The following is a 25433-nucleotide window of genomic DNA, read 5'->3' on the forward strand; positions in this document are numbered from 1 at the left end:
CCGCCTCGGCCGCGCGGCGGGCCTGCCGCTCCTCGGCCAGCCGGCCGAGATGTTTTGGCGTGGACGGCCTGGGGTTCGAGGCGCTGGGGTTCGAGGCGCCGGACCGGGCGGCGGCGGGCGCGGCGGAGCGGGCCGCCGCGGCCTGGAGCGGAGGCCGCGGCGCGGCGGCGGAATCGGCAGGTGGGGCGGGGCGGCGTTCCATGCCCGATTAGCTAGCGCAAAGATGCGAACATATCAAGAACATCATGCAAAATGCCCCGGCGGGCGCTTCACGCGCCCGGTGGCTTGCTGTAGGCAGAACAAGGGTTTGCGGGGGCCGTCATCATTTGCGGGCGGCACGATTGACAAGGGATGGGCGCTTCGCGTGATCTCGGTGGTGATTCCGGCGCGCGAGTCGGGCGACCTCTTGATACCGACACTCGCGGCGCTGGTTCCGGGCGCCGCCGTCGGGCTGGTGCGCGAGGTTCTGCTGGTCGACGGACCCGCCGGGGCGGGAACCTATGGCGAGACCGCCGAGGTCGCCGACGCCGCCGGCTGCGAGTACCTCGAAGGCCCGGCCGATATCGGCGCGCGGCTGCAGATCGGCGCCGCGAGCGCGCGCGGCCCGTGGCTGCTGTTCCTCGAACCCGTGGGGCTGCTGCAGGAAGGCTGGACGCGCGAGGTGCGCAGCTTCATCGACCAGGCGGAACGCACGGACGGCACCGAGATGCGCGCGGCCAGCTTCCGGGTGGCGCTCGACGGCTTCGGCATCGGCTCGCGCCTCCGGGAGACCGCCTCCGTATTCCGGCAGGCGGTGACCGGCCGGCCCCGGCCCGAGCAGGGACTGCTGATCCATCGCCGGCTCTACGACCGGATGGGCGGCTACGAGACGGGCCCGACGGCGCCGCACCGGATGGTGGGCCGCATCGGCCGGGGGCGGCTGGTGCTGCTGCGCTCGCATATCCTGCTGCCGACGGGCTGATGGGGCCCTTGACGGCGGCTTCCGGCATCCGAACCGAAACGTCCTCCGGCTCGACGGCAGGCCGGCGCCTCAGCGAAACCAGTTGATCGGATTGAGCGCGCCGCCCGAGCGCTTCTTGCGCCGCCGCCGACGCGGGGGCGCCGGCTCGGCCGGGGGCGAGGATTCGGACGAAGGCCCGGCCGGGGGCGCATCCGGCGCGAGAGGCGCGCCGGCGCCCTGCTCGGCTTCGAGCCATTCGGCCCTCACCAGCTCGGCCTCCTGCGCCCTGGCCTCCAGCTCCCGGAGCTGGCCGCCGAGATGGCCGCGCAGCATCTCGAACTCGCCGTGGAAGGCGCCGTCGGTCACCTCGTCATATTGCCCGATCACCATTATCTGGCCGCGCAGCCGGTCGGCGGGCGACAGCTGGCTCCACTGGCCGCCGCCATGGTCGCGATAGACCGACATCGGCGTATGCAGGAGCCCGAGCGGGCCGGTGCGGGCGGCGCAGATATTGATCGCCCAGTCATAGGCGATGAGGTCGAACAGCCGCTCCGGCAAGGTGCGCAGCGCCGAGACCCGGTACATGCAGGCGGAGAAATTGCCGGGCACGTTGTCGAAGATCAGCGCCCGCGGCTCGAAGAAGCTGGAGCCGCCGTCGACCGGCACGCGGGTGCGCAGGGCGCCGTCGCGGGCGTTGAATATCTGGTAGTTGGCCGCGCAGATGCTGCATTCCGGGTGGGCATCGAGAAAGCCGGCCATAGTGGCGAGCCGGTCCGGCCGCGTCCAGTAGTCGTCGCCCTCCAGCACCGCGGCGTATCGGGCATCGCAGGCGGCGAAGGCGCGCCGGTAGTTGCGGGTGATGCCGAGATTGGGATCGGGGCCGAGGAAGCGCGCCGTCCGCCCCGCCGCCGCCAGCCGGCGCTCGATGATGGCACGGGTATCGTCCTGCGAGGCGTCGTCGGCGACGATGATCTCGAAGGGCTCGGCGGTCTCCTGCATCAGGATGCTGTCGAGGGCCTCGTCGATGAAGCGCGCGTGGTTGTAGGTGACGAGGATGACGGCGAGCTTAGGCTGTTCCGACAAGGCTGTGTTCCGCGTTGTTGCTTCCCGGCGGGCGGGGACATATCAGCTTCGCGCCTTGTCGCGCTTGAGGTGCTCGTCGAGGCGGGGGAGGATTTCGACGAAATTGCATGGCCGGTGGCGGATGTCCAGCTGACGCACCAGGATCTCGTCCCAGCCGTCGCGGCAGGCGCCGGGCGAGCCGGGCAGGCAGAAGATGTAGGTGGCGTTGGCCACCCCCGCCGTCGCCCGGCTCTGCAGCGTCGAGGTGCCGATCTTGGCGAAGGAGACCATGTGGAACACGGTGGAGAAGCCCTCCATCCGCTTCTCGAACAGCGGCTCCACCGCCTCCGGCGTGACGTCGCGGCCGGTGAAGCCGGTGCCGCCGGTGGTGACGACCACATCGATGCCGGCATCGGCGATCCAGCCGGACACGCGAGTGCGGATCGCCTCGACATCGTCCGGCACGATGGCGCGGTCGGCGAGGCGGTGGCCGGCGGCCTCGATGCGCGCGGCCAGCGTGTCGCCCGAGCGGTCGTCGGCGAAGGTGCGGCTGTCCGACACCGTCAGCACGGCGATGGAAAGCGGGACGAAGGACCTCTCCGCCGGGGCGGCGGGCGGGCGCGCGGACGGCACGTCGGCGGGCGGTGTGGCCATGGATCGGGCGCGCCTCAGATATTGCTGGCGTTGAAGGTGTTGCACTGCTGGAGCGAGCCGGTCTTCAGCCCGCGCTTGAACCAGGTGGCGCGCTGGGCGGAGGAGCCGTGGGTGAAGCTGTCCGGCACCGCATAGCCCTGCGCCTGCTTCTGCAGCCGGTCGTCGCCGATGGCGGACGCCGCGTTCAGCGCCTCGTCCACATCGCCATCCTCGAGAATCTGGAACTGCTTGTCGGCGTGAAAGGCCCAGACGCCGGCAAGGCAGTCGGCCATCAGCTCGACCTTGACCGACAGCGCATTGGCCTCGGCGCGGGAGACCTGGCGCTGGCGCTCCTGCACCTTGGCGAGCAGGCCGATCTGGTTCTCGACATGGTGGCCGACCTCATGGGCGATCACATAGGCGGCGGCGAAGTCGCCCGGCGCGCGGAAGCGGCTCTTCAGCTCCTGGAAGAAGGAGAGGTCGAGATAGACCTTCTGGTCGTTCGGGCAATAGAACGGGCCCATGGCCGACTGGGCATTGCCGCAGGCCGAGCGGGTGGCGCCGGAAAACAGCACCATGCCGGGCTGCTGGTAGGTGCGGCCGGTCTCCTTGAACACGGCGGTCCACACATCCTCGGTCTGGGCCAGCACGGAACTGGCGAACCGGCCGAGCTGGTCGTCCGGCGCGGCGCGCTTGGCCGGCGGCTGGGCGGTGTCGGTCTGCTGCTGGCCGTCGCCGAACAGGATCTCGGCGCCGCCGATCAGCACCGCCGGGTTGATGCCGGTGGCCCAGGCGATCAGGCCGACGATGATCAGGCCGCCAATGCCGAGGCCGCCCCGGCCGCCGGGCAGGCCGCCGCCGCCGCCGAAACCGCCCCCCGAACCGCGCCGGTCTTCGACATTGTCGCTGCGCCGGAAATCTTCCCACCGCATGGTCGCCTCCCGCGCCGGACGAACCGCCGGCTGTCATGATCCTGGTCCCGACCATAATAGGACGCGCGGCGGCGATCCAGCCGCGCCACAGCGGCAATGCGCGAGGACGCCGCCGGTTCCATGATGCCGGCGGCGAGATTCGTCAGGCGACGGGCGCGGCGAGCCCGTCGAGAAACTGCTTCGTCAGCGTGAGGTCCGGCGAAGACAGGCCGTGGCCGGTCGGCAGCACCTGGTGCGTCACCCGTGCGCCGGATGCCTTCAGCGTCGCGGCGAGGCGGGCGGCGTTCCCGGACGGCACGATCGGGTCCATGTCGCCGGAGAGGATGAGCACCGGCTTGCCGCCGATATCGGCCCTCGGCGGATTGGCGAAGGGCGACTTCTCCGCGAAGGGAGACATGGCCCGCAGCAGCACCGCGCCGGCCAGCGCCTCGGGGCGCAGCAGCAGCATAGAGGCGGCGATGTTGGCGCCGTTGGAGAAGCCGAGCGCCACCGGCGCCGGCAGGCCGTGCTCCCGGCGGATCGCTTCCACGAAATCGGCGAGCTCGTGGGTGCGGGCGGCGAGGTCCGCCTCGTCGAACACGCCCTCGGCAAAACGGCGGAAGAAGCGCGGCGCACCGCCTTCCGTCACCTTGCCGCGCGGGGAGATCAGCGCCGCGCCGGGCGCGACGCGCTCGCCGAGGCCGAGGAGGTCGTCCTCGTTGCCCCCGGTGCCGTGGAGCAGCAGCAGCGGCGCCCGGTCCGGCCGGTCGGCGGGGACGTAGCGATGGATGAAGGTCGGCGGAGTCGCAGCGGCCATGTTGGTGGCGGCAGTCATGACAGCCTCCTGTGGTTCGAAGGGGAGACGCCCCGCCGCGACGGGCGGCGGGACGATGGAAGGTCAGGCGACGTCGGGGAGCACCGCCTCGATATTGGCGCGGCGGCTCTCCAGGAAGTCCGGCAGCTTCAGCGCCTGGCCGAGGGTGGCCAGCGGCTCGTCCGCGGCGAAGCCGGGGATGTCGGTGGCGATCTCGAACAGGACGTGGCCGGGCTCGCGGAAATAGACGGAGCGGAAATAGTTGCGGTCCTTCTGCTCCGTGGTCTGGAGGCCGTGATGCTCGCGCAGCTTGCGCACCATCTCCTCCTGCGCCGCGTCGTCGGCCGCGCGGAAGGCGATGTGGTGCACCGAGCCGCCGCCCATGCGGGCCGGCAGGAACGAGCCGGCGACATGGATGTCGACGATGCCGCCCATGTCGGTGCCGTCCGCCTTGAAGCGCACCAGCGAGCCTTCGCGGCCGAGCTCCCTGAAGCCGAACACGTCGGTCAGGATGGCGCCGGTGGGCGCGGCGTCGGCCAGCAGCAGGTTGACGCCGTGGAAGCCGCGGATGGCATGCTCGGCCGGCACGTCGGTGCCGATCCAGGCGGTCTCGTTCTCGATGCCGGCGACGCCGACCAGAGCGAGGCGCATGCCGTGCGGGTCCTTGAAGGACAGCACGGTCTCGCCGAAGCGCTTCACCGGCGCGCTGTGGGCGACGCCCTTGTCGACGAAGCGATGCGTCCAGTAGCCGATCGAATTCTCCGGCACGCGGAACGCGGTCTCCTGCGTCTCGCCGATGCCGAGGCGGCCCGGTGCGACGTGGTCCCACGGAAAGAAGGTGAGGATGGTGCCCGGCGAACCGGCCTCGTCGCCGTAATAGAGGTGATAGGTGCCGGGATCGTCGAAATTGACCGTCTTCTTCACCAGCCGCAGCCCGAGGGTGCCGGTGTAGAATTCGAGGTTGCGACGCGCGTTGCCAGCGATCGCGGTGACGTGGTGAATGCCGTTGCGGGTCATGGTCTTTGCCCTCTCTGAAGCGCCGATGCGCTCTTGCATGGGCCAACACATAAGCCCGGAGCGGCGCGATGCCACGCCCTATCTATTGCATTGACGCAATCTATCCTCTGCTGATATGTATACCGCATTGCAACGAGGAAAGACGCGTTCTGAAATTCCTCAGTATCGCCAGCTACTTGGAAAAAGCGCCATGGCCGACCCTTTCAAGAACCTTGCCTGGGACGACTTCCGGCTGATCAAGGCGGTGGCGGACGCCAGGGGCCTTCCGGCCGCCGCGGCGCAGATCGGCGTCAACCATTCGACGGTGTTCCGGCGGCTGAAGCAGATCGAGGAGGCGCTCGGCACCACGCTGTTCGAGCGCCACCGCACCGGCTATGCGCTCACCCCCGCCGGCGAGGAGATGGTGGCGCTCGCCACCCGGCTCGACGACGAGATCACCTCCACCGGCCGGCGCATCGCCGGGCGCGAGCCGGCGCCCTGCGGCGAATTGCGGGTGACGACGCCGGATTCGCTGCTGATCCACCTGCTGATCCCGATGATGGCGGAGTTCCGCCGCCGCTACCCGCAGGTCCAGCTCGACATCGTGCTCTCCAACCAGGCGCTGAACCTGTCGCGGCGCGACGCCGACGTCGCCATCCGCGCCACCGACAGCCCGCCGGAAAACCTGGTCGGGCGGCGCATCGCCCGCATCGCCTGGGCGCTGTACGGGCGGGCCGAGGACTTCCCCGACCCGGCGGCGGTGGACATGGGCACGCTGCATGCCCGCAACTGGGTGTCGCTGGGGGAGAATCTCGGCACGCTGAAGGCGGTGAAATATGTCGAGGCCCATGTGCCGCCGGAGAATGTCGCCTACCGGATCAACACCGTGCTCGGCCTCGCCGAGGCGGTGGAGGCCGGGCTCGGCATCGGCCATATCCCGTGCATGATCGGCGATGCCCGCCCCTCGCTGGTGCGCCTCGCCCCGCCGGAGCCGGACTTCGCCGCCGACCTCTGGCTGCTGACCCACCCGGACCTGCGCCATTCGCCGCGGGTGCGGGCGTTCCTCGATTTCCTCGCCGAGGCGATCGCCCGGCATCGCCGCTTCATCGAGGGCAACGGCCTCGCCTCCACCGAGGCGGCGGCCTGAGCGCAAGCCGGGACTTAAGGCCGGGACCTACGCCTTGGAGCGCGCCAGCAGCGTGTCGCGCAGCGCGGCGAGCTCGCCGGTGAGCCGCTCCACCGCCTTGCGGTCGCGGGCGAGGCACAGGCCCATCTCGCGCGGCACGGCGAGCGCCTCGGCCTTCAGCGACTTGCCCTTGTCGGTGAGATAGATGCGCACCTGCCGCTCGTCCTGCGCGTCGCGCACCCGGCGCACCAGCCCGGCGCTCTCCAGCCGCTTCAGGAGCGGGGTGAGCGTATTGGTCTCCAGCAGCACCTTGTCGCCGATCTGGCCGACGGTCAGCCCGTCGCCGGACCACAGCGTCACCATGGCGAGATATTGCGGATAGGTGAGCCCGAGCCGGTCCAGCAGCGGCTTGTAGACGCGGTTGAAGGCGTGGTTCGCCGAATAGACGGCGAAACACAGGAAGTCGTCGAGCTTCAGCTTTTCTGAGGTGTCGGGCATGGCCGCGAATCTGCCCCCGATCGCCCGCCACCTCAAGCGCCAATTCGCCGCGCGACCCCCGGCATTTGAAGATGGACGGCGGCTCCTCTATAGCATCCGATACGGAACGACCGGGGAGACGGGGGACATGTCGGAAGGTGCCGCAAGGATGAAGCCTGCCGATCTGCCCGAGGCCGACGCCTATTCCGGGCTCAGCGCCAGCGGACGACGCTCCGCCCGCCTGCGGCTGCGCGCCGCCTGGATGTACTATGTCGAGGGCATGACGCAGAGCGCCATCGCCGAGGCGCTCGACATCGGCCGCGTCACCGTGGTGCGCCTGCTTGCCGATGCCCGCAGCCTCAACGAGGTCAAGATCAGCCTCAGCCGCGAGATCGCCGAGCTGCCGCGGCTGGAAATGGGCCTGCAGAAGGCTTTCGGCCTCAAGGAGGCGATCGTGGCGCCGGTCTCCGATCCCGCGGCCGACCCGACCGCCGCCATCGGCGCGGCCACCGGCCAGTTCATCTCCGAGCTGATCCGCTCCGACATGACCATCGGCTTCGGCTGGGGCCGCACGCTGATGCGCGCGCTCGGCTTCATCGACGAGAAGCCGGTCGCCAATCTCTCGGTCGTCTCGCTGCTCGGCGGCATCACCAAGGCCAAGCAGTACAATCCCTCGGAATTCGCCTGGCAGCTGTCGCGGCTGTACCAGGCCGACTGCCACCTCATCGCCGCCCCCGCCATCGTCGACAGCGTCGAGACCAAGCGGGCGCTGATCGAGCGCTGCGGCCTGTCGACGGTCTACACCCTCGCCCGGCGGATGGACGCGGTGGTGGTGAGCGTCGGCGAGATGGACGACAGCAGCACCTCGCTGCGATTCGGCTTCTTCTCCGGGGCGGACTGGGCCTCGCTGGTGGCGGCCGGCGCGGTGGGCGACATCGCCTATAATTTCTTCGACATCGAGGGCAAGCCGGTCGATCACCCGATCAACACGCGGGTGATGTCGATCCCGATCGAGACGCTGCGCTCCACGCCCGAGCGCATCCTCACCTCCGGCGGGCCGGCGAAGACGCCGGCGATCCTCGGGGCGCTGCGGCTGCTGCGCCCGACGGTGTTCATCACCGACGAGGCGACCGCGACGCGGGTACTGGAAGCCGCCGGCGCCGATTTCTGACCCCCGCGCGACACATCCGCATTTGACTCGGAACAAATGTCGAGTACCGAAGGGCACTGATGCGCGGCACACCATCGGCGCCGCGTCCTGAGAGGTTTCGCCATGCTCGTCGAAAACAGGATCGTGCGGTCGGGTATCGCCGCCGAACTGGACAGGTGGACACAGGCCCACGGCCCGGTGACCATCGGGCTGGCCGGTGCCGGCCAGATGGGTACCGACATCGTGGTGCAGGTGGCGCTGATGCCGGGCGTGCGCATCGGCGCGATTTCCGAGATCGACCCGCAGGCCGCCATCGACGCCGCGCTGATGGCCGGGCACGCGCGGGGCGACCTCGTCGCCGCCTCCACCGCCGCCGCGGTCGACCGCATCGTCGAGGCGGGGCGCATCGCCATCACCGACGACTACCGGGCGCTGTGCGCGGCCGGGCATATCGACGTGGTGATCGACGCCACCGGCAATCCCAATGCCGGCACCCTGGTGGCGCTGGAGGCGATGGGACACGGCAAGCACGTCGTCATGCTGAATGTCGAGGCCGACATCACCATCGGCCGCTGGCTGAAGCAGGAGGCCCGCAAGGCCGGCGTGGTGCTGACCGGCGCGGCGGGCGACGAGCCGGCGGCCACCATCGAGCTGATCGGCTTCGCCCAGTCGCTGGGCTTCGAGATCGTCGCCGCCGGCAAGGGCAAGAACAACCCGCTGAAATTCGACGCCACCCCGGACGAGTACGAAGCCGAGGCGCGGGCGCGGAACATGAACCCGCGCATGCTGGTGGAGTTCGTCGACGGCTCCAAGACCATGGTGGAGATGACCGCGCTAGCCAACGCCACCGGCCTCGTGCCGGACGTGCCGGGCATGCACGGCCCCAAGGCCACCCGCGAGGAACTGGCGCAGGTGCTGTGCACGCGGGAGGATGGCGGCCTGCTCTCGCGCTCGGGCGTGGTCGATTATTCGATCGGCAAGGGCGTGGCGCCGGGGGTGTTCTGCATCGTCAAGCCGCGCCATCCCCGGGTGCTGGAGCGCATGACCGACCTCAAGGTCGGCCCCGGCCCCTGCTTCGCGCTGCTGCGCCCCTATCATCTCACCAGCCTGGAGGTGCCGCTCTCGGCGGTGCGCGCCGTGCTGCACGGCCGGCCGGACATGGAGGTGCTGGACCATCCGGTGGCGGAATGCGCCGCGGTGGCCAAGCGCGACCTCGCCGCCGGCCAGGTGCTCGGCAAGATCGGCGAATACGACTATCGCGGCCACGCGATGGAATGGCGCGCCGCGCATGACAGCTTCGCGCTGCCGCTCGGCCTCGCCGAGAAGGCGCGGGTGCTGCGGCCGATCCGTATCGGCGAGCGGCTGACCTATGAGAACTGCGCCCCCGACGAGGCGCTGGTGGTGACGCAGATGCGCCGCCGGCTCGACCAGTCCGACGCGCAATATCTGGCGGCGTAAGCGGCGGGTTTCCGACGCGCAGAACGACCTGCTCCCTCTCCCCGTCGGGGAGAGGGGTGGGGTGAGGGTCTTCAAGCCGCCGAAGCGTCGTGCCCCTCACCGACCCGCTTCGCGGGCCACCTCTCCCCCATGGGGAGAGGGTTGAGAAAGAACGTTCCCGCGCGCGCTCACCCCTCGACTTCGGTGCCGTCCTGCGCCCAGCGGGTGTGGAACTTGCCGGGCCTGTCGAGCCGGCCATAGGTGTGGGCGCCGAAATAATCGCGCAGGCCCTGCAACAGGTTCGCCGGTCCCCGCCCGCGGCGCAGCCCGTCATAATAGGCCAGCGCCGAGGAGAAGGCCGGGGTCGGCACGCCGGCCTCCACCGCTCGCGCCACCACCGAGCGCCATTTCGGCTCGGCAGCCAGCACCGCCTCGCGGAAATACGGCTCGAACAGCAGGTTCGCCACCGGGGCGCCGTCGCCATAGGCCTCGCGGATGCGGTTGAGGAAGCGGGCGCGGATGATGCAGCCGCCGCGCCAGATGGTGGCGAGATCGCCCAGCTTCAGGTTCCAGCCGAACTCGTCGGAGGCAACCTGGATCTCCTGGAAACCCTGCGCATAGGCGACGATCTTGGAAGCATAAAGCCCGGCGCGGATCGCCTCGATGGCTTCCGGCGTCGCCGGCGTCACCGGCTGCGGCGGGTGGACGAGCAGCTTCTCGGCCTGCAGCCGCTCGTCGCGGCGGCTGGAGAGCACGCGGGCGAACACCGCCTCGGTGATGGCGGTGAGCGGCACGCCGAGATCGAGCGCCGACTTCGAGGTCCACATGCCGGTGCCCTTCTGCGCGGCCTCGTCGGTGATGACGTCGACCAGCGGGCGGCCGGTGGAGGCGTCGATCTTGCGCAGCACGTCGGCGGTGATCTCGATCAGGTAGGAATCGAGCTCGCCCTTGTTCCACTCGGCAAAAATGTCGGCGATGGCAGGCGCTTCCAGCCCGTGCAGCGTCTTGATCAGGTCGTAGGCCTCGGCGATCAGCTGCATGTCGGCATATTCGATGCCGTTATGCACCATCTTCACGTAATGACCGGCGCCGTCCGGGCCGATATGGGTGCAGCACGGCTCGCCGTCGACCTGCGCCGCCATGCGGGTGAACATCGGCGCCACCCGCTCATAGGCCTCGACCTCGCCGCCCGGCATCATCGAGGGGCCGGTGAGCGCGCCCTCCTCGCCGCCGGAGACGCCCATGCCGACGAAGCGCAGGCCCTTGCCCTTGAGATAGGCGTTGCGGCGGGCGGTATCGGTGAACAGCGAATTGCCGCCGTCGATGATGATGTCGCCCGGCTCCAGGTGCGGCAACAGTTCCTCGATCACCGCGTCGACCGGCGCGCCGGCCTTCACCATGATCAGGATCGGCCGCGGCCGGGCGATGGAAGCGACGAATGCGGCGATCGAGTGCGCCGGCAGGAAGGTGCCCTCGCCGGCATGCTCGGCCATGAGTTCGTCGGTGCGGTCCGGGTTGCGGTTGGCGATCGCCACCGCGAAGCCTTTGCCGGCGGCGTTGCGGGCGAGATTCGCGCCCATGGTGGCGAGGCCGTAGACGCCGATGTCAGCGAGCTTTGTCATTGCGATACCGTTGGATGGGGGAATGTGTCAGGCGCGGCCGACCGTGGCGAAATGCGCGTCGGCCAGGCGCGCTTCGGCCTCCGCCAGCGCATGGGCGAGTTCGCGCACCTGCGAGGGCTGCAGCACCAGTTGCAGCGCCGGCACCGGCTCGCCGGGCTTGGGCGGCGAGGCGCCGATCTCGAGGCGCAGGCCGACGGTCTCGCCGTTCATCAGCGCGGTGGTGAAGGCTTGCAGCGGCCACATCTTGAGGCGCCCCTGCTCGTCCTTGTCCCAGCTGGCGAAGGCGGCGATGGGCGAGAGGGCGGGTCCGTCGCTCATGGGGTCTCCTTGGATTTCTCGGGCAGGCGGCGCGCGCCGGCCGTGGTTGCCTGACGAGTAGCACCAAACGCCGCGCTTGTGACCCGCGCGCGTGCCCCCGCATGCGTGACCCGCGTTTCAGGCACACCCGGTCAGCCGAGGCTGCCGGCGAAGCGCTCGGCGAGGCGCTGGCGACGGAACGCCTCGGTGACGAAATCGACGAAGGCGCGGGTCTTGCCCGGCAGCAGCGTCCGGCTCGGATAATAGAGCGAGATGGCGCCGAGATCGGCATACCAGTTCGGCAGCAGGCGGACCAGCGCACCGGATTCGAGATCGGCCAGCGCGTCCGGCATCGCCACCAGCGTGACGCCGAGGCCGAGCCGCGCCGCCCGGCACAAGGCGGCGGGATCGTTCAGCATGATGTCCTCGCCGATGAGGGCCGGCATCTCCATCCCGGCGATATCGCGCATGACGAAGTGGCGGACGCGCCCGGTGCGGGCCGCGCGCATGACGATGCCCGGAAGCGCCGCGAGCCCGGCCGGATCGAGCGGCAGCGCGCGGCCCGCCACCAGCGCCGGCGCCGCCACCGCGACGATATGGGCGGGGGCGAGCGGGCGGGCGACGAGGCCGGGGGCGAGATCGAAGCCGCCGCCGATCGCCGCGTCGAAGCCTTCCGCCACCAGGTCGACCTGCCGGTTGTCGAACTGCCAGTCGATGCGCACGCGCGGATAGCGGGCGCGGAAGGCCGGCAGCAGCGGCAGGATATGCGCGACGCCGAAGGTGGGGCTGAGGCTGACCCTGAGCACGCCGGCCGGCTCGCCGCCCTCCGCCACGTCGGCGATGGCCGTGCGCAATGCGTCGAGGGGACCGCCGATTCCGGCGAGGAAGCGCTCGCCCGCCTCGGTCAGCGCCAGCCGGCGCGTGGTGCGCTGGAACAGCCGCACGCCGAGGCCGCGCTCCAGCAGCGCGACGTTGCGGCTCACCGCCGCCGGGGTCAGCCCGAGCCGCCGCGCGGCGGCGGAGAAGCTGCCGGCCTCGGCGCTGCGCAGGAAGGATTCGAGATGGGCGAGGCTTTCCATTTTCAACATATCATTGAAAGTGATTGCCGATATTACCGGCTAATCCGCGATGAATAAAGCGGCCACATTCACTCCACCAACGCAAACGGAGTGACGGCCATGACCGCCTCGACTTCCGCTCCAGCTTCCGCCCCGACTTCCGCTCCAGCTTCCGCCTCGACGTCCCGCCCGGCTTCGTTCCCGCTCGCCTCCCTCGGCCGCCGCGCGGTCCTCGCCGGGCTGACCGGCGCGCTGCTGCCCGTCCCGGCCCTTGCCGCGCAGCCCGACGCGGCTGCCGCCAACAAGGCGACCGTCCGCCGCCTGCTGGAGGGCGTGCAGCAGGGCGGCGATTTCGACCTGTTCGAGACGCTGTTCGCCCCCGACTATGTCGACCACACGCCGTTCGGCGGCTTTGCCCCGGACCGCGACGGCACCCGCGCCATCTACCGGGCCTTCCGCGCCGGCTTCCCGGACTGGCGGGCCGAGATTCACCTGCAGGTCGCCGAAGGCGATCTGGTGAGCACCTACAAGACCTATCACGGCACCCATCTCGGCCCGTTCATGGGCCTCGCCGCCACCGGCCGCGCCACCCGCTTCACCGTCATCGACGTGTTCCGCATCCGCGACGGCCGCATCGCCGACCACTGGGCCGTCGCCGACGGCACCGCGCTGCTCGCCCAGATCCGCGGCTGATCGCCCTCCTCATCCCGATAGATCGAACGCAAGGAATATCCCCATGACCAATGCTCTCCCCCTCGCCGGCAAGGTCGCCCTCGCCGGCAAGGTCGCCCTCGTCACCGGCGGCTCGCGCTCCATCGGCGCCGCCATTGCCGGCCGGCTCGCCGCCGACGGCGCCGCCGTCGCCTTCACCTATGCCTCTTCACCCGACAAGGCGGAGGCGGTCGCGCGGGCGATCCGCGCGGCCGGCGGCACCGCATTGCCGATCAGGGCCGATGCCGGCGACCCGCAGGCGGTGCGCGCCGCGGTGGCGCGAACGGTCGAGGAACTCGGCGGGCTCGACATCCTCGTCAACAATGCCGGCATCGCGCTCGGCGGCCCCATCGAGGAGATCCGCTTCGAGGACTATGAGCGGATGATCGCGGTGAACGTCACCGGCGTGTTCGTCGCCACCCAGGAGGCGGTGCGCCACATGAAGCCCGGCGGGCGCGTGGTGCATATCGGCTCGTCGATGGTGCGCTACGCCGCCTTCCCCACCGCCTCGCTCTACACGCTGACCAAGGGCGCGGTGGCCGGCTTCAACCGCAGCCTGACGCGCGACCTCGGCCCGAAGGGCATCACGGTGAACACCGTGCATCCCGGCCCGACCGACACCGACATGAACCCGGACGGCGGCCCGGTCTCCAAGATCGTCGGCCCCGGCATGGCGGTCGGCCGCTACGGCAAGCCGGAGGAGATCGCCAGCGTGGTCGCCTATCTCGCCAGCCCACAGGCCGGCTTCGTCACCGGCGCCGACATCGTCGCCGATGGCGGCTTCACCGCCTGATCCGCCATCCCGTTCCACCCCCATCGAGGAGACATGCCATGAACAGCATCGGCATCATCGGCGCCGGCCATATCGGCGCCGCCTTCGCCCGCGCGCTCGCCCGCGCCGGCATCCCCGCCACCCTGTCCAACAGCCGCGGGCCGGACAGCCTCGCCCCGCTCGTCGCCGGGCTCGGCGCGTCCATCACCGCCGGCACCCGCGAGGATGCGGCGTCCAGGGACATCGTGCTGGTGGCGGTGAACTGGACCAAGCTGCCGGCGGCGCTGGCCGGCCTGCCGGATTTCGGCGGCCGCATCGTCATCGACGCCAACAACCCGATCGAGGCGCCGCTGTTCAAGCCGGCGGAACTGAACGGGCGGCTGTCGAGCGAGATCGTCGCCGGGCTGGTGCCGGGAGCCCGGCTGGTGAAGGCGTTCAACCACCTGCTGGCGCAGGTGCTCGCCAGCGATCCGGCGGCGGAGGGCGGCAAGCGGGTGCTGTTCTATTCCGGCGACGACGCGCCGGCCAAGGCCGAGGTCGGCGCGCTGATCGAGGCGCTGGGCTTTGCCGGCATCGATCTCGGCCCGCTCGCCATCGGCGGCAGGCTGGCGCAGTTCCCCGGCGGGCCGCTGCCGGGCCTCAACCTGGTGCGCTTCGGCTGAGCCGAAGGCCCGCACGCCATCGCGCCATGCAGCGCCGCGGGGGTGGCCATGCGAATATTCATATCGCCGCAGATAAGATCGTGTGCGATACATATCGCAACACCGGACCGGGACGCGGCCACCGACGGCCGGCCCCGATCATCCCTCGAAGGAGAAGCGTCATGCTGAACGTCACGATCATCTCCCTCTTCGCCGCCTTCATCTCGCTGGCGACCTTCTCGGCGGGCCGCATCGCCCGCGACGAGCGCCCCGCGCGCCGTCCGGCGCGCTGCGACGCCTGACCCGCATCGCCGGAGCTTTCCTCCAGCTCCGGCGTTCCGGCGGGCGGGCGCGGGTTGCCCCCTTCGCGCCCGCCCAGCCGGATCCGCCGCCCATCTCGCGCCCGTCTGCGGTAAGGGGAGGATGGCGTTAACCAATTGCCGGCATCGTTCAGGGAACGCCACACCGCGATTCGCCGAACCGAGTGCCGCATGAGTAATGTGATTCCCTTCCCCGTTCCGGCGCCGCATGTCGATCCCGAACCGGATATCGACCTGATCACCGCCGTCGACGTCGCCATTCGCGACCTGCGCGATCTGGCGCAGCGCCTGCGCGGCGATGCCGTCGGGCAGGAGCAGGCGGAGGAGTGCCTGGACATGCTGACGCGGGCACTGGCCAGCGCCCAGTCCATCGCCGGCTAGGCCGGCCGTCCGGCGCGGCCCTCGCCGCTCAGGCGAGAAAGCTCTTCACCAGATACAGCCCGGCCTCCACGAATCCCCAGACCACGCCGGAAACCACGCCGAGCGAGGCGACCGCCACCGCCATTCCGGCCAGCACCCAGATCCCGTCACGCTCCAATATGCCGAGCGCCAGGATGCAGATGGCGAGCGCCGGCAGCATGTTGCCGAGCGGAATCGGCAGCACCAGCACCAGCGCCAGTATCAGGCACACGATGCCGACCGCATATTCCGCCGGCGGATGGGCGAACGCGCGCAGGCGCGGGCGCAGCAGGCCCTCCGCCTTGGCGAGCCACGGCACCGCGCGCGTGACGAAGCTGGCGAAATCCTTGCGGGCGATGGAGCGGCGGGCGATCAGCGGCGGCAACCAGGGATCGCGGCCCAGCGCGAGTTGCGCGGTGAGGAAGATCAGCGGCGCGCCGAGGATCGCCGACGTGCCGGGCGGGGTGGGCAGCACGTTCGGCAGCGCGAAGACCAGCATCAGCGGCCCGAACGCCCGCTCCTGCATGGCGGCGAGCAGATCGCCGACGGCGATGCGTTCGCGCGTCTCGTCGAAGGCGATGCCGTTCAGCACGTCGGACAGCCGGCCGGCTTCGGCGGCGGGCGGCACGTCCTCGACGGGGTCGGGTGACGGACAATCGGACTGCACGATGCGGAACGCTCCTCCCCGACCCATTCACCGGCCGCTGGCGGCCGCGCCCCTACAGATAGGCAGTGAATGTGACAAAGACCAGAAGCCTCGCATCGGAAGCCGCCATTGCGCGGCGGCGCGGCCCGATCACGTCCAGCTGAACAGGAAGGCGCCCACCGCGATGAGAAGAATGACCGTCACGACGATCCAGTGCTTGGCGGTGAAGTCGTGCATGATCATCGCGGCGGCACCCCTGTCGATCGAACCGCCGGCAGCGTAGCCGACAACCGCCGCAGGAAACCGCACCTGATTACCTTACGACACCGCTCCACGCCAATATTTCCAGACTCGGAATATTCGCGCATCATCCAACGTGGTAATGCTCGCGCCCACATGGGCAAAGGTGGCGCGACTGACGACATGAGTGAAGCGCGAATGCTGCATCAGCAGAACCTCCCGCACGCGACGGCCGCCAATGCCTCCAGCTTCGACGACAGCCAGATATTCGACCTGGCGCCTATTCCGATGTGGCTGGAGGACTACAGCGATCTCAAGGCCCTGTTCGACCGCTGGCGCGCGCAGGGCGTGACCTCGCTGCGCGACTTCCTGTGGGAGGATTCGCGCCGCGTCGCCGAATGCGCCGCGTGCATCCGCGTGCTCAAGGTCAATCGGGCGACGCTGCAGCTTTTCGAGGCCGAATCGCTCGACCACCTCGTCGCCAATCTCGACAAGGTGCTGCGCGGCGACATGCTGCGCCAGCATATCGAGGAACTGGCCCTGCTCTGGGACGGCGAGACGCATTTCTCCAGCAACACCGTCAATTACACGCTCAGCGGCGGCCGGCTGGACATCCAGCTCAAGGGCATGCTGCTGCCCGGCCACGAGGAGGCGATGGACCGCGTCCTCGTCTGCACCGAGGACGTGACCGAGCGCGAGACCGCCCGTCGCGCCACCGGCAAGGCCGAGGAATATGCACGCGGGCTGTTCGAGCACTCGCCGGTGTCGCTGTGGGTCGAGGACTTCTCCTCCATCAAGCATCTGCTCGACGACCTGCGGCGCTGCGGCATCGACGACCTGCGCGTCTTCACCGACGTGCACCCGGAATTCGTGCAGCGCTGCATCAGCGAGGTGCGGGTGATCGACGTGAACCAGCACACGCTCGACATGTTCCAGGCCGGCGACAAGAAGACGCTGATCGCCAATATCGACAAGGTGTTCCGCGAGGACATGCACCGGCATTTCCGCGAGCAGCTGATCGACCTGTGGAACGGCAAGCTGCTCCACCAGCGCGAGGTGGTGAATTATTCGCTCGCCGGCGACGAGATCAACGTGCACCTGCAATTCTCGGTGCTGCCCGGCTATGAGCGCGACTGGTCGCTGGTGCAGGTGGCGCTGATCGACATCACCGCCCGCAAGAAAGCCGAGGCCTATCTCGAATATCTCGGTAATCACGACGTGCTGACCAAGCTCTACAACCGCTCCTTCTATGTCGACGAATTGAACCGGCTGGAGCGGCGCGGGCCGTTCCCGGTCACCATCCTCATGATCGACCTCAACAACCTGAAGATCGTCAACGACCTGCTCGGCCACGCCGCCGGCGACGCCCTGCTGCGCCGGGCCGGCGAGGTGCTGGGCAAGGCGATCGACAAGCCGAACGTCGCCGCGCGCATCGGCGGCGACGAATTCGCGGTGCTGCTGCCCGGCATCGACGAGGATGGCGGGACGCTCGCCATGGCCGCCATCGCCGAACTGATCGCGGTGAACAACCAGTTCCACTCCACCCAGACGCTGAGCATCTCCATCGGCATGGCGACCAGCGCCGTCGGCGAGCGGCTGGAATCGGTGGTCAAGCGCGCCGACCTGCGCATGTACGAGAACAAGCGCAGCTTCGACCCCGCCATCGAGATCTGAGCAGCCGGCCGGGGCCGGGAGTATCAGTCGCCGGCGAAGCCGGAGGTATCAGCCGCCGTCAAAGCCGGCGTGGACGAAGCACAACTTGTTGCCTTCCGGGTCGCGGCAATAGGCGCCGTAATAGTCCGGCCCGTAATGCGGGCGCGGCCCCGGCGCGCCCTCGTCGATGCCGCCATGCGCCAGCGCCGCCGCATGCGCCGCGTCGACCGCCGCCGTCGAGGGCGCCATGAAGCTCACCTGGGTGCCGTTGCCCCAGGTCGCCGGCAGCCCGTTGAAGGGCAACTGCACGAAGAATTGCGGCCAGTGCCGGCCGGGACGTGCGAACATCACGCCCTCCGGCCCGCCATCGGGCGGCTCGTCGCGCCGCTCGAGGCCGAGCGGTGCCAGCGCCGCCTCGTAGAAGGCCGCCAGACGCGCCAGATCGCGGGCGCCGAGAATGATGTGGCTGAACATTGGGCTCCCTCATCGCCGAAGCGGCCGACCCCGCCCATTCAGGACAGCGGAGCCGCCCTGCGCAAGCCGGGACACGCGCAAGCCGGGAGCGGCTACGCAACGGATCCGCTCGACAGCGGCGCCGATGCGCAGTAAACCCCCGCCACGGAATTACATGACTTCCGGCTTGTTTGGAAGTTTTCACATAAACGGTTCGTAAATGAGCAATCTCCATCACGAGCGCGTCCTGTCGGTGCATCACTGGACGGACAACCTGTTCACCTTCACCACCACGCGCGATCCGGCGCTGCGCTTCAAGAACGGCCAGTTCGTGATGATCGGCCTGCCCGTGAACGGCAAGCCGCTGCTGCGCGCCTATTCGATCGCCAGCGCCAATTACGAGGAGACGCTCGAATTCTTCTCGATCAAGGTGCCGAACGGCCCTTTGACCTCGCGGCTGAGGAACCTCAAGGTCGGCGACGAGGTGATCGTCGGGCGCAAGCCGACCGGCACGCTGCTGGTCGACTATCTGGTGCCCGGAAGGCGGCTCTATCTGCTCGCCACCGGCACCGGGCTGGCGCCCTTCATGAGCCTGATCAAGGACCCGGAGACCTACGAGAATTACGAGAAGGTCATCCTGGTGCACGGCGTGCGCACCGTCGCCGAGCTCGCCTATCAGGACTTCATCGAGAAGGAGCTGCCGGATAACGAGTATTTCGGCGAGCTGGTGCGCGAGAAGCTGGTCTATTACCCGACGGTGACGCGCGAGCCCTATCGCAACCAGGGCCGCATCACCGACCTCATCACCTCCGGCAAGCTGTTCGCCGACATCGGCGAGCCGCCGCTCGACAAGGAGGACGACCGCGTCATGCTGTGCGGCAGCCCGCAGCTGCTCGACGACATGCGCGTCATCCTGAAGGAGCTCGCCTTCGAGGAAGGCTCGACCACCGAGCCGGGCGACTTCGTGATCGAGAAGGCGTTCGTCGAGAAATAGCCCGCGCCGGGCAGCAGCCCGCGCGGAAAAACCTCCGGCTCAGCGCAGCCGGTCGGTGTCCCGCGCGGGGCCCGGCCGGCGCGCGGCCTCTTCCGGGGTGAGCACGCGGTATTCGGCGTCGATCACGGTGACGCCGCCCGGCCGCGCCGGCTTGCGGCCGCCGAACAGCTTGTAGGCCAGGCCGGCGATCAGCACCACCGGCGCCACCACCAGGAACACGCTCGCCGCCACCAGGGCCAGTGCCGTGCCCAGGGCCAGCGCCACGGCGACGACGATCGCCACCTGCCACCAGCTCACGCGCTGCACGGTAAATCGCATCTGGCCGAACGGATCGTTCGCGCTCATTCCTTTTCCTTCCTCGTCACGTCGCCAGTGGCTTGAACCGCTGGTACCCGTCATATGGGTCGATCCGGTGGCCGTTCCAGATTTGCGCGGTCGATTTTCGCCACGCGCGACATTGCGCCCCGTCGAAAATGCGCGAAAGATCGTCCGTCATGGCCGTCCCATTCGGCCCCGAATCGGCCGGTGGAAGGCCCAAAACGAAAGAACCGCCATGCTGCTTCGCCACGCGGAGGAGCGCGATCTCGTCGGCATCCTCGACATCTACAATCGCGCCGTCCTCACCTCCACCGCCATCTGGAACGACACCCCCACCGATCTCGCCAACCGGCGCGCCTGGCTCGCCGACCGCATCTCCAAGCGCTATCCGGTGATGGTGGCGGTCGGGGAGGACGAGGCGATCGGCGACGAGGTGCTCGGCTATGCGAGCTTCGGCGATTTCCGCCCCTTCGAGGGCTACCGCGTCAGCGTCGAGCATTCGGTCTATGTGGCGGAGCGCGCACAGGGGCGCGGCATCGGCCGGCAGCTGGTCGAGGCGCTGTTCGGGCCGGCGCGGGCATTGGACAAGAAGGTGATGATCGGCGGCATCACCGCCGGCAATGCCGCCTCCATCGCCCTGCACGCCCGGCTCGGCTTCGAGCAGAGCGGCTACATGCGCGGCATCGGCATCAAGTTCGGCCAGCGGCTGGACCTGGTGCTGATGCAGAAGGACCTGTGAGGCCGCGGGAGGCGCCGCGCTCCCTCCCGGACGAAAAAGGGCGCCGCGAGGCGCCCTTCACCGTCGGCAAGCCGCAAAGGCCGCACGCTCAATAGCGGTAGTGATCCGCCTTGAACGGGCCGTCGACCGTCACGCCGATATAGTCGGCCTGTTCGGGGGAGAGCTTGGTCAGCTTCACGCCGAGCTTTTCGAGATGCAGCGCCGCCACCTTCTCGTCGAGCACCTTCGGCAGGGTGTAGACCTTCCGGTCGTACTTGCCGGGGTTCACCCACAGGTCGACCTGCGCCAGCGTCTGGTTGGAGAACGAGGACGACATCACGAAGGACGGGTGGCCCATCGCGTTGCCGAGATTCACCAGCCGGCCTTCCGACAAGAGGATGATGCGGTTGCCGGCCGGGAACGTGATCTCGTCCACCTGCGGCTTGATGTTGGTCCAGGTGAAGTTGCGCAGGCCGGCGACCTGGATCTCGTTGTCGAAATGGCCGATGTTGCAGACGATGGCCCGGTCCTTCATCTGCCGCATGTGGTCGACGGTGATGATGTCCTTGTTGCCGGTGCAGGTGACGTAGATGTCGGCGCGGGAGAAGGCGTCCTCGATGGTCGCCACCTCATAGCCTTCCATCGACGCCTGCAGCGCGCAGATCGGGTCGACTTCCGAGACGATGACGCGGGCGCCGGCCTGCCGCAGCGAGGCGGCCGAGCCCTTGCCGACATCGCCGAAGCCGGCGACGAAGGCCACCTTGCCGGCCAGCATCACGTCGGTGCCGCGGCGGATGGCGTCGACCAGCGATTCGCGGCAGCCATAGAGGTTGTCGAATTTCGACTTGGTCACCGAGTCGTTGACGTTGATCGCCGGGAACAGCAGCTTGCCCTGCTCGGCCAGCTTGTAGAGCCGGTGCACGCCGGTGGTGGTCTCCTCCGACACGCCCTTGATCGAGGTGGCGACCTCACCGAACCAGCCCTTCGGCTTCTGCGACAGCAGGCGGCGGATCAGCGCGAAGAAGATCTCCTCTTCCTCCGAGCCCGGCGTATCGAGGAAGGCGGTGTCGCCCTGCTCGGCACGCAGGCCGTAATGCACCAGCATGGTGGCGTCGCCGCCATCGTCGAGGATGAGGTTCGGCACCAGGGTTTCGCCGTCCTTGCCGCCGTGCCAGTCGAACAGGCGGGCGGTGAAGTCCCAATATTCCACCAGCGTCTCGCCCTTGTAGGCGAAGACCGGGATGCCGGCCTCGGCAATGGCGGCGGCGGCGTGGTCCTGGGTGGAGAAGATGTTGCAAGAGACCCAGCGCACGTCGGCGCCGAGCGCCTTCAGCGTCTCGATCAGCACCGCGGTCTGGATGGTCATGTGCAGCGAGCCGGCGATGCGCGCGCCCTTGAGCGGCTGCGAGGGGCCGTATTCGGCGCGGATCGCCATCAGGCCCGGCATTTCGGTCTCGGCGAGGTCGATCTCCTTGCGGCCGAAGCCGGCGAGGCCGATGTCCTTGACAATGTATTCGCTGGCGAGGGCCATGGTCGCAATTCCTTTGGCTGACGGTGCGTGCCGCGAGCCGGCGCGGCCCATGCCGGACGACAGGGGCGATGCGAACCGGCCCCGGTCCGGTGGATCGAAGCTCGGTCGGGTTGATAGCAGCCCCGGCCGGAGGTTTCAATAACGATATAAAGATGTCTTTATGTGACAGGCCGCAGCCTACTCGCCTTCGCCGAAACGGTCGGCGACGAGATCGGCCAGCGCGGCGATGGCGGCCTGCGCCTCCCGTCCCTCGGCCTCGACGAGGATGGTGGTGCCGGTGGCGGCGGCGAGCATCATCAACCCCATGATCGAGGTGCCGCTCACCGTCTCGCCACAGCGGGTGACGCGCACCGCGGCGTCGAAGCGCTCCACGGTCTGGACGAATTTGGCGGAGGCGCGGGCGTGCAGGCCACGCTTGTTGAGGATGGCGAGCTCGCGCTGCAGCGGTTTCGACACGCCCGGCACGGTCGTCATTTTCCCGCGAGCACCCGGCTGGCAATGTTGATGTATTTGCGCCCGGCCTCCTGGGCCTGGGCGACCGCGACATCCATCGGCACCTCGCCGCGCACGGTGGCGAGCTTGACCAGCATCGGCAGGTTGATGCCGGCGACCACCTCGATATCCGGCTCGGTCATCACCGAAATGGCGAGGTTGGAGGGGGTGCCGCCGAACATGTCGGTGAGGATCACCACGCCGTCGCCGGTATTGACCGCCTTCACCGAGGCGACGATGTCGAGGCGGCGCTGCTCGATATCGTCATCGGGCCCGATGGTGACGGACTCGATCTGGGACTGCGGTCCCATCACATGTTCCAGTGCGGCACGGAACTCGCTGGCGAGGCGGCCGTGGGTGACGAGTACAAGCCCTATCATTCTGCTCCGCCGTGCGGCTGAACGGCACGAACCCGAGCGCGTCGACAGCGACTGGGCGCCGGGACTTCCGAGATACGCAGATCCGTTCCCGCTCTTCGCGGGGCACATATCATCGTTGCGCTGCACCTAAATGGCAAGTGCGGTGCGTGAAATCCTGGGGATGACGCTGGAGCAGCTATGGCGAGGCCCGGACCGGCGGCGCCCGTCCCGCTCCATGCCACTGCATCGAAAGCATTTTCTGCCGCGCGGGCGCCTCCCCCCGGACGACGGGGGCCTATGCGTCGTCCAGTCCCGCCTCGGTGGTCAGCATGGCCAGCACCTGGTGGACGGCATCGCCGCGGTCATAGACCGGCAGCCGGTGGATCTCGACGCCGCCGAGGCGGATGCGGCCGTCCTCGCGGCGCGGCAGCCTGGCGCCATCGGCATCGGCGAGGTCGACGACCAGCGCCACCTCCACCTCCTCGACATGCGGCACCCGCCGCAGCCCGGCGCCGCGCACCTCGATCAGGCCGGCCAGCACCGGCACCGGGCGGGCCAGCAGCCGGTCGCCGCGCGACTCCAGCACGATGCGGTCGTCGCCGACCAGCACGGTCGGCGGGATCAGCCCGGCGCGGCCGGCGAGGATGAGCGCGAAGGCGAGATGCGACTTGCCCGAGCCCGAGGGGCCGCGGATCAGCACCCCCGCCTCGCCGACGCGCACGCAGGAGGCGTGGTGGGTGGCGCTGAGACCTGCGCCGGGCTGCGTAGTGTCGTCGGCCATCTCGTCCTCCTCAGGCGCAGGGCAGCCTCACGATGAAGCGCGCCCCGCCGGACGCCCCCTTCTTCGCCGCGCGGCGGCGCTTGCCGGGTTCGGGTGGGGGCGGCGGCGCGGCCGGGCGGTTCTCCGCCCAGATGCGCCCGCCATGCGCCTCGACGATCTGCCGGGAGATCGACAGGCCGAGGCCGGAATTCTGGCCGAAGCCCTGCTCCTCCGGCCGGTCGGTGTAGAAGCGCTCGAAGATGCGCCCGAGCGCGTGCTCGGGAATGCCCGGCCCGTCATCGTCGACGAGGATCTCCACCGCCCCCTTGGCCTGGCGGCAGGTCACGCGCACCTCGCCGCCCTTGGGCGAGAAGGAGCGGGCATTGTCGACGAGGTTGTTGATCACCTGGCCGAGCCGGGAATCGTGGCCCGGCACGATGAAGGGATGCCCCTTCGCCTCGCCGCCCGCCGGCTCGAAGATCAGCTTCACGGTGACGCCATCGCCGCGCATCACGTCATTGTGCACCCCGCACACGGTGGTGAGCAGGCGCCGCAGGTCGACCGGCTCGGCCTCCTGGCGCTGCAATTCGGCATCGAGGCGGCTGGCGTCGGAAATGTCGGTGATCAGCCGGTCGAGCCGCTTCACGTCGTGCTGGATCACTTCCATCAGCCGGCCGCGCGAGACGTCGTTGCGGGCCAGCGGCAGCGTCTCGACGGCGGAGCGCAGCGAGGTGAGCGGGTTCTTCAATTCGTGCGAGACGTCGGCGGCGAAGCTCTCGATCGCCTCGATGCGCGAATAGAGCGCGTCGGTCATGTCGCGCAGCGCGCCCGACAGATGCCCGATCTCGTCGGAACGGCTGGTGAAGTCGGGGATCTCCACCCGCTGGCGGGTGCGCCGGCGCACCCGCTCGGCGGCGTCGGCGAGGCGGCGCACCGGGCCGGCAATGGTACCGGCGAGCAGCAGCGACAGCACCACCATCACCACCATGGCGACGACGAAGACCCGCACGATGACCAGCCGCTCGGCCGCCACCGCCTCGTCGATCTCGCCGCCCTGGGTGGAGAGCAGCAGCGCGCCGAGCACGGCGCGGAAGCGCTGCACCGGCACCGCCACCGAGACGATGATCTGGCCGCGCTCGTTCACCTGCACCGCGCTCGACTTCTGGCCGGTGAGCGCGTCCACCACCTGCGGGTAGCCCTTGCCGTTATTGGGCCCGAGCTCGCGATAGAGCGGCAGGTCGCCGCGCTCGAACCACATCTTCACGCTGTTCCAGCCGTGCTCCATCCAGTTCGGCGGACGCGCGGTGGGGGTCGGCAGCTCGAAGCGCAGGATCTCGCCGCGCGAATAGAGCGACTGGGAATCCAGCAGCAGCAGCCCGTCGCGGTCATAGATGCGGGCGCGGGTGCCGGTCGGCTCGACGAGGCGCTTCAGCACCGGGGCGACGCGCTCGGGATTGATCGGGAATTCCAGCGGGGCGAAGCCCTCCTCGCCCGGCCCGTAGCTCTCGCCGGCCTGCAGTTCCAGCAGCCGCTCGGGGTCGATGGTGATGGCGTTGGTCTCGACCTGCGCATTGGCGGCGATGGCGCCGGCGATGATCTCGCCCTGCACCAACAGGCTCTGCACCCGCGCGTCGATCAGCCCGGCGCGGAATTCGGAGAGATAGAGGATGCCCGCCACCAGCGCCGCCATGCCGGCGAGGTTGAGCAGCACGATGCGGCGGGTGAGGCTGGAGAAGCTCTTGAAGGCGACGAAATTGCGCAGCCGGCGCGCCGCGCCGACGATGCCGGAGACCAGCGCCCCCGAGGCGAGCGCCGCCGCCAGGCCGAGCCTGCGCCGCCCGGCTTCGGGCGCGGCCTCGTCCTGTTCCTCCGGCTCGTCGCCGGGAGGCGGTTCGCCCGGCAG

General features: G+C 69.3%; 30 protein-coding genes. 12 read left to right on the forward strand and 18 right to left on the reverse strand.

Features of this window, described 5'->3' with window-relative positions; genetic code table 11:
• Nucleotides 1-212, forward strand: a 212-nt coding sequence (locus AC1RU4_RS19765; protein ID WP_492892843.1) for a hypothetical protein, incomplete at its 5' end; no start/stop codon positions are given.
• A gap of 152 nt (nt 213-364) precedes the next feature.
• Nucleotides 365-961, forward strand: a complete 597-nt coding sequence (locus AC1RU4_RS19770; RefSeq protein WP_492892844.1) for a glycosyltransferase family protein — start codon at nt 365-367, stop codon at nt 959-961.
• Nucleotides 962-1030: 69 nt separating this feature from the next.
• Here AC1RU4_RS19770 and AC1RU4_RS19775 read toward each other — a convergent pair whose 3' ends face one another.
• From AC1RU4_RS19775 to AC1RU4_RS19795, 5 genes are all read right to left on the reverse strand, one after another.
• Nucleotides 1031-2023 (reverse strand): glycosyltransferase, encoded by a 993-nt coding sequence (locus AC1RU4_RS19775; protein WP_492892845.1) that lies wholly within the window; start codon nt 2021-2023, stop codon nt 1031-1033.
• A 42-nt stretch (nt 2024-2065) separates the two neighbouring features.
• Nucleotides 2066-2656, reverse strand: coding sequence for a molybdenum cofactor biosynthesis protein B (gene moaB / locus AC1RU4_RS19780; RefSeq protein WP_492892846.1), 591 nt, complete (start codon nt 2654-2656; stop codon nt 2066-2068).
• Between the two features lie 14 nt (nt 2657-2670).
• Entirely contained in the window at nt 2671-3567 is an 897-nt protein-coding gene (ypfJ, locus tag AC1RU4_RS19785) for a KPN_02809 family neutral zinc metallopeptidase (RefSeq protein ID WP_492892847.1), read from the reverse strand.
• Nucleotides 3568-3709: 142 nt separating this feature from the next.
• Nucleotides 3710-4381 (reverse strand): alpha/beta hydrolase, encoded by a 672-nt coding sequence (locus AC1RU4_RS19790; protein WP_492892848.1) that lies wholly within the window; start codon nt 4379-4381, stop codon nt 3710-3712.
• 63 nt (nt 4382-4444) lie between these two features.
• A complete protein-coding gene (locus AC1RU4_RS19795) occupies nt 4445-5377 on the reverse strand; it encodes a ring-cleaving dioxygenase (RefSeq protein WP_492892849.1) in 933 nt (310 codons plus the stop codon).
• Nucleotides 5378-5567: 190 nt separating this feature from the next.
• Between AC1RU4_RS19795 and AC1RU4_RS19800 the strand changes: the two genes are divergently transcribed.
• Nucleotides 5568-6503, forward strand: coding sequence for a LysR family transcriptional regulator (locus AC1RU4_RS19800; protein WP_492892851.1), 936 nt, complete (start codon nt 5568-5570; stop codon nt 6501-6503).
• Nucleotides 6504-6530: 27 nt separating this feature from the next.
• Here AC1RU4_RS19800 and AC1RU4_RS19805 read toward each other — a convergent pair whose 3' ends face one another.
• Nucleotides 6531-6980, reverse strand: coding sequence for a MarR family winged helix-turn-helix transcriptional regulator (locus tag AC1RU4_RS19805; protein ID WP_492892852.1), 450 nt, complete (start codon nt 6978-6980; stop codon nt 6531-6533).
• A gap of 127 nt (nt 6981-7107) precedes the next feature.
• Between AC1RU4_RS19805 and AC1RU4_RS19810 the strand changes: the two genes are divergently transcribed.
• Together AC1RU4_RS19810 and AC1RU4_RS19815 are read left to right on the forward strand one after the other, a co-directional pair.
• Entirely contained in the window at nt 7108-8130 is a 1023-nt protein-coding gene (locus tag AC1RU4_RS19810; RefSeq protein ID WP_492892854.1) for a sugar-binding transcriptional regulator, read from the forward strand.
• A 102-nt stretch (nt 8131-8232) separates the two neighbouring features.
• The gene (locus AC1RU4_RS19815) at nt 8233-9567 is read left to right on the forward strand and encodes an NAD(P)H-dependent oxidoreductase (RefSeq protein ID WP_492892855.1); all 1335 of its coding nucleotides are present in this window, start codon (nt 8233-8235) and stop codon (nt 9565-9567) included.
• 167 nt (nt 9568-9734) lie between these two features.
• On the opposite strand, the gene gnd is transcribed toward AC1RU4_RS19815, so the two are convergent.
• The 3 genes from gnd to AC1RU4_RS19830 form a co-directional block, all read right to left on the reverse strand.
• Entirely contained in the window at nt 9735-11168 is a 1434-nt protein-coding gene (gene gnd / locus AC1RU4_RS19820; protein WP_492892857.1) for an NADP-dependent phosphogluconate dehydrogenase, read from the reverse strand.
• A gap of 27 nt (nt 11169-11195) precedes the next feature.
• Nucleotides 11196-11486, reverse strand: a complete 291-nt coding sequence (locus AC1RU4_RS19825; protein ID WP_492892858.1) for a hypothetical protein — start codon at nt 11484-11486, stop codon at nt 11196-11198.
• 131 nt (nt 11487-11617) lie between these two features.
• Nucleotides 11618-12544 carry a LysR family transcriptional regulator gene (locus AC1RU4_RS19830; protein WP_492892859.1) on the reverse strand — a complete coding sequence of 309 codons (927 nt, stop codon included), beginning with the start codon at nt 12542-12544 and terminating at the stop codon, nt 11618-11620.
• 99 nt (nt 12545-12643) lie between these two features.
• On the opposite strand from AC1RU4_RS19830, the gene AC1RU4_RS19835 reads away from it, so the two are divergent.
• The 4 genes from AC1RU4_RS19835 to AC1RU4_RS19850 all read left to right on the forward strand — a co-directional run bounded on the left by AC1RU4_RS19835 (nt 12644) and on the right by AC1RU4_RS19850 (nt 15348).
• Nucleotides 12644-13216, forward strand: coding sequence for an ester cyclase (locus tag AC1RU4_RS19835; RefSeq protein ID WP_492892860.1), 573 nt, complete (start codon nt 12644-12646; stop codon nt 13214-13216).
• Between the two features lie 43 nt (nt 13217-13259).
• Nucleotides 13260-14027, forward strand: coding sequence for a 3-oxoacyl-ACP reductase family protein (locus AC1RU4_RS19840; RefSeq protein WP_492892861.1), 768 nt, complete (start codon nt 13260-13262; stop codon nt 14025-14027).
• A 38-nt stretch (nt 14028-14065) separates the two neighbouring features.
• Nucleotides 14066-14668, forward strand: coding sequence for an NADPH-dependent F420 reductase (locus AC1RU4_RS19845; protein WP_492892862.1), 603 nt, complete (start codon nt 14066-14068; stop codon nt 14666-14668).
• 470 nt (nt 14669-15138) lie between these two features.
• Nucleotides 15139-15348, forward strand: a complete 210-nt coding sequence (locus AC1RU4_RS19850) for a hypothetical protein (RefSeq protein WP_492892863.1) — start codon at nt 15139-15141, stop codon at nt 15346-15348.
• 28 nt (nt 15349-15376) lie between these two features.
• Here the strand turns inward: AC1RU4_RS19850 and AC1RU4_RS19855 are convergent, their stop codons facing one another.
• Together AC1RU4_RS19855 and AC1RU4_RS19860 are read right to left on the reverse strand one after the other, a co-directional pair.
• Nucleotides 15377-16033 (reverse strand): exopolysaccharide biosynthesis protein, encoded by a 657-nt coding sequence (locus AC1RU4_RS19855; protein ID WP_492892864.1) that lies wholly within the window; start codon nt 16031-16033, stop codon nt 15377-15379.
• 129 nt (nt 16034-16162) lie between these two features.
• Nucleotides 16163-16321, reverse strand: a complete 159-nt coding sequence (locus AC1RU4_RS19860) for a hypothetical protein (RefSeq protein ID WP_492892865.1) — start codon at nt 16319-16321, stop codon at nt 16163-16165.
• A 129-nt stretch (nt 16322-16450) separates the two neighbouring features.
• On the opposite strand from AC1RU4_RS19860, the gene AC1RU4_RS19865 reads away from it, so the two are divergent.
• The gene (locus tag AC1RU4_RS19865; RefSeq protein ID WP_492892989.1) at nt 16451-17926 is read left to right on the forward strand and encodes a sensor domain-containing diguanylate cyclase; all 1476 of its coding nucleotides are present in this window, start codon (nt 16451-16453) and stop codon (nt 17924-17926) included.
• A 48-nt stretch (nt 17927-17974) separates the two neighbouring features.
• On the opposite strand, the gene AC1RU4_RS19870 is transcribed toward AC1RU4_RS19865, so the two are convergent.
• A complete protein-coding gene (locus AC1RU4_RS19870) occupies nt 17975-18379 on the reverse strand; it encodes a VOC family protein (RefSeq protein WP_492892866.1) in 405 nt (134 codons plus the stop codon).
• Nucleotides 18380-18578: 199 nt separating this feature from the next.
• Between AC1RU4_RS19870 and AC1RU4_RS19875 the strand changes: the two genes are divergently transcribed.
• Entirely contained in the window at nt 18579-19352 is a 774-nt protein-coding gene (locus AC1RU4_RS19875) for a ferredoxin--NADP reductase (RefSeq protein ID WP_492892867.1), read from the forward strand.
• Nucleotides 19353-19391: 39 nt separating this feature from the next.
• Here the strand turns inward: AC1RU4_RS19875 and AC1RU4_RS19880 are convergent, their stop codons facing one another.
• Nucleotides 19392-19697, reverse strand: a complete 306-nt coding sequence (locus tag AC1RU4_RS19880; RefSeq protein WP_492892868.1) for a hypothetical protein — start codon at nt 19695-19697, stop codon at nt 19392-19394.
• Nucleotides 19698-19905: 208 nt separating this feature from the next.
• On the opposite strand from AC1RU4_RS19880, the gene AC1RU4_RS19885 reads away from it, so the two are divergent.
• Nucleotides 19906-20409: a GNAT family N-acetyltransferase gene (locus AC1RU4_RS19885; RefSeq protein ID WP_492892869.1), complete on the forward strand. Its 504-nt coding sequence runs from the start codon at nt 19906-19908 to the stop codon at nt 20407-20409.
• Nucleotides 20410-20497: 88 nt separating this feature from the next.
• Here AC1RU4_RS19885 and ahcY read toward each other — a convergent pair whose 3' ends face one another.
• From ahcY to AC1RU4_RS19910, 5 genes are all read right to left on the reverse strand, one after another.
• On the reverse strand, nt 20498-21919 hold the full coding sequence (gene ahcY, locus AC1RU4_RS19890; RefSeq protein ID WP_492892870.1) for an adenosylhomocysteinase: 1422 nt from the start codon (nt 21917-21919) through the stop codon (nt 20498-20500).
• A gap of 177 nt (nt 21920-22096) precedes the next feature.
• A complete protein-coding gene (locus tag AC1RU4_RS19895) occupies nt 22097-22393 on the reverse strand; it encodes an HPr family phosphocarrier protein (protein WP_492892871.1) in 297 nt (98 codons plus the stop codon).
• Nucleotides 22390-22791, reverse strand: a complete 402-nt coding sequence (locus tag AC1RU4_RS19900; RefSeq protein WP_492892872.1) for a PTS sugar transporter subunit IIA — start codon at nt 22789-22791, stop codon at nt 22390-22392. The genes AC1RU4_RS19895 and AC1RU4_RS19900 overlap by 4 nt, the downstream gene beginning before the upstream one ends.
• Before the next feature lie 274 nt (nt 22792-23065).
• On the reverse strand, nt 23066-23551 hold the full coding sequence (locus AC1RU4_RS19905) for an HPr kinase/phosphorylase (RefSeq protein ID WP_492892873.1): 486 nt from the start codon (nt 23549-23551) through the stop codon (nt 23066-23068).
• 10 nt (nt 23552-23561) lie between these two features.
• Nucleotides 23562-25352: a stimulus-sensing domain-containing protein gene (locus tag AC1RU4_RS19910; protein WP_492892990.1), complete on the reverse strand. Its 1791-nt coding sequence runs from the start codon at nt 25350-25352 to the stop codon at nt 23562-23564.
• Nucleotides 25353-25433 lie beyond the last annotated feature (81 nt).

Source organism: Ancylobacter sp. GW821-FHT10E12, assembly GCF_058809335.1.

Coding starts and splice junctions, on each gene's coding strand:
- AC1RU4_RS19870 (WP_492892866.1), bottom strand. CDS start 18,379: ATGTTCAGCCACATCATTCTCGGCGCCCGCGATCTGGCGCGTCTGGCG.
- AC1RU4_RS19895 (WP_492892871.1), bottom strand. CDS start 22,393: ATGACGACCGTGCCGGGCGTGTCGAAACCGCTGCAGCGCGAGCTCGCC.
- AC1RU4_RS19875 (WP_492892867.1), top strand. CDS start 18,579: ATGAGCAATCTCCATCACGAGCGCGTCCTGTCGGTGCATCACTGGACG.
- AC1RU4_RS19795 (WP_492892849.1), bottom strand. CDS start 5,377: ATGACCCGCAACGGCATTCACCACGTCACCGCGATCGCTGGCAACGCG.
- AC1RU4_RS19880 (WP_492892868.1), bottom strand. CDS start 19,697: ATGAGCGCGAACGATCCGTTCGGCCAGATGCGATTTACCGTGCAGCGC.
- AC1RU4_RS19825 (WP_492892858.1), bottom strand. CDS start 11,486: ATGAGCGACGGACCCGCCCTCTCGCCCATCGCCGCCTTCGCCAGCTGG.
- ahcY (WP_492892870.1), bottom strand. CDS start 21,919: ATGGCCCTCGCCAGCGAATACATTGTCAAGGACATCGGCCTCGCCGGC.
- AC1RU4_RS19815 (WP_492892855.1), top strand. CDS start 8,233: ATGCTCGTCGAAAACAGGATCGTGCGGTCGGGTATCGCCGCCGAACTG.
- AC1RU4_RS19790 (WP_492892848.1), bottom strand. CDS start 4,381: ATGACTGCCGCCACCAACATGGCCGCTGCGACTCCGCCGACCTTCATC.
- moaB (WP_492892846.1), bottom strand. CDS start 2,656: ATGGCCACACCGCCCGCCGACGTGCCGTCCGCGCGCCCGCCCGCCGCC.
- AC1RU4_RS19885 (WP_492892869.1), top strand. CDS start 19,906: ATGCTGCTTCGCCACGCGGAGGAGCGCGATCTCGTCGGCATCCTCGAC.
- AC1RU4_RS19805 (WP_492892852.1), bottom strand. CDS start 6,980: ATGCCCGACACCTCAGAAAAGCTGAAGCTCGACGACTTCCTGTGTTTC.
- AC1RU4_RS19905 (WP_492892873.1), bottom strand. CDS start 23,551: ATGGCCGACGACACTACGCAGCCCGGCGCAGGTCTCAGCGCCACCCAC.
- AC1RU4_RS19900 (WP_492892872.1), bottom strand. CDS start 22,791: ATGATAGGGCTTGTACTCGTCACCCACGGCCGCCTCGCCAGCGAGTTC.
- AC1RU4_RS19810 (WP_492892854.1), top strand. CDS start 7,108: ATGTCGGAAGGTGCCGCAAGGATGAAGCCTGCCGATCTGCCCGAGGCC.
- AC1RU4_RS19835 (WP_492892860.1), top strand. CDS start 12,644: ATGACCGCCTCGACTTCCGCTCCAGCTTCCGCCCCGACTTCCGCTCCA.
- AC1RU4_RS19845 (WP_492892862.1), top strand. CDS start 14,066: ATGAACAGCATCGGCATCATCGGCGCCGGCCATATCGGCGCCGCCTTC.
- ypfJ (WP_492892847.1), bottom strand. CDS start 3,567: ATGCGGTGGGAAGATTTCCGGCGCAGCGACAATGTCGAAGACCGGCGC.
- AC1RU4_RS19850 (WP_492892863.1), top strand. CDS start 15,139: ATGAGTAATGTGATTCCCTTCCCCGTTCCGGCGCCGCATGTCGATCCC.
- gnd (WP_492892857.1), bottom strand. CDS start 11,168: ATGACAAAGCTCGCTGACATCGGCGTCTACGGCCTCGCCACCATGGGC.
- AC1RU4_RS19865 (WP_492892989.1), top strand. CDS start 16,451: ATGCTGCATCAGCAGAACCTCCCGCACGCGACGGCCGCCAATGCCTCC.
- AC1RU4_RS19800 (WP_492892851.1), top strand. CDS start 5,568: ATGGCCGACCCTTTCAAGAACCTTGCCTGGGACGACTTCCGGCTGATC.
- AC1RU4_RS19840 (WP_492892861.1), top strand. CDS start 13,260: ATGACCAATGCTCTCCCCCTCGCCGGCAAGGTCGCCCTCGCCGGCAAG.
- AC1RU4_RS19830 (WP_492892859.1), bottom strand. CDS start 12,544: ATGGAAAGCCTCGCCCATCTCGAATCCTTCCTGCGCAGCGCCGAGGCC.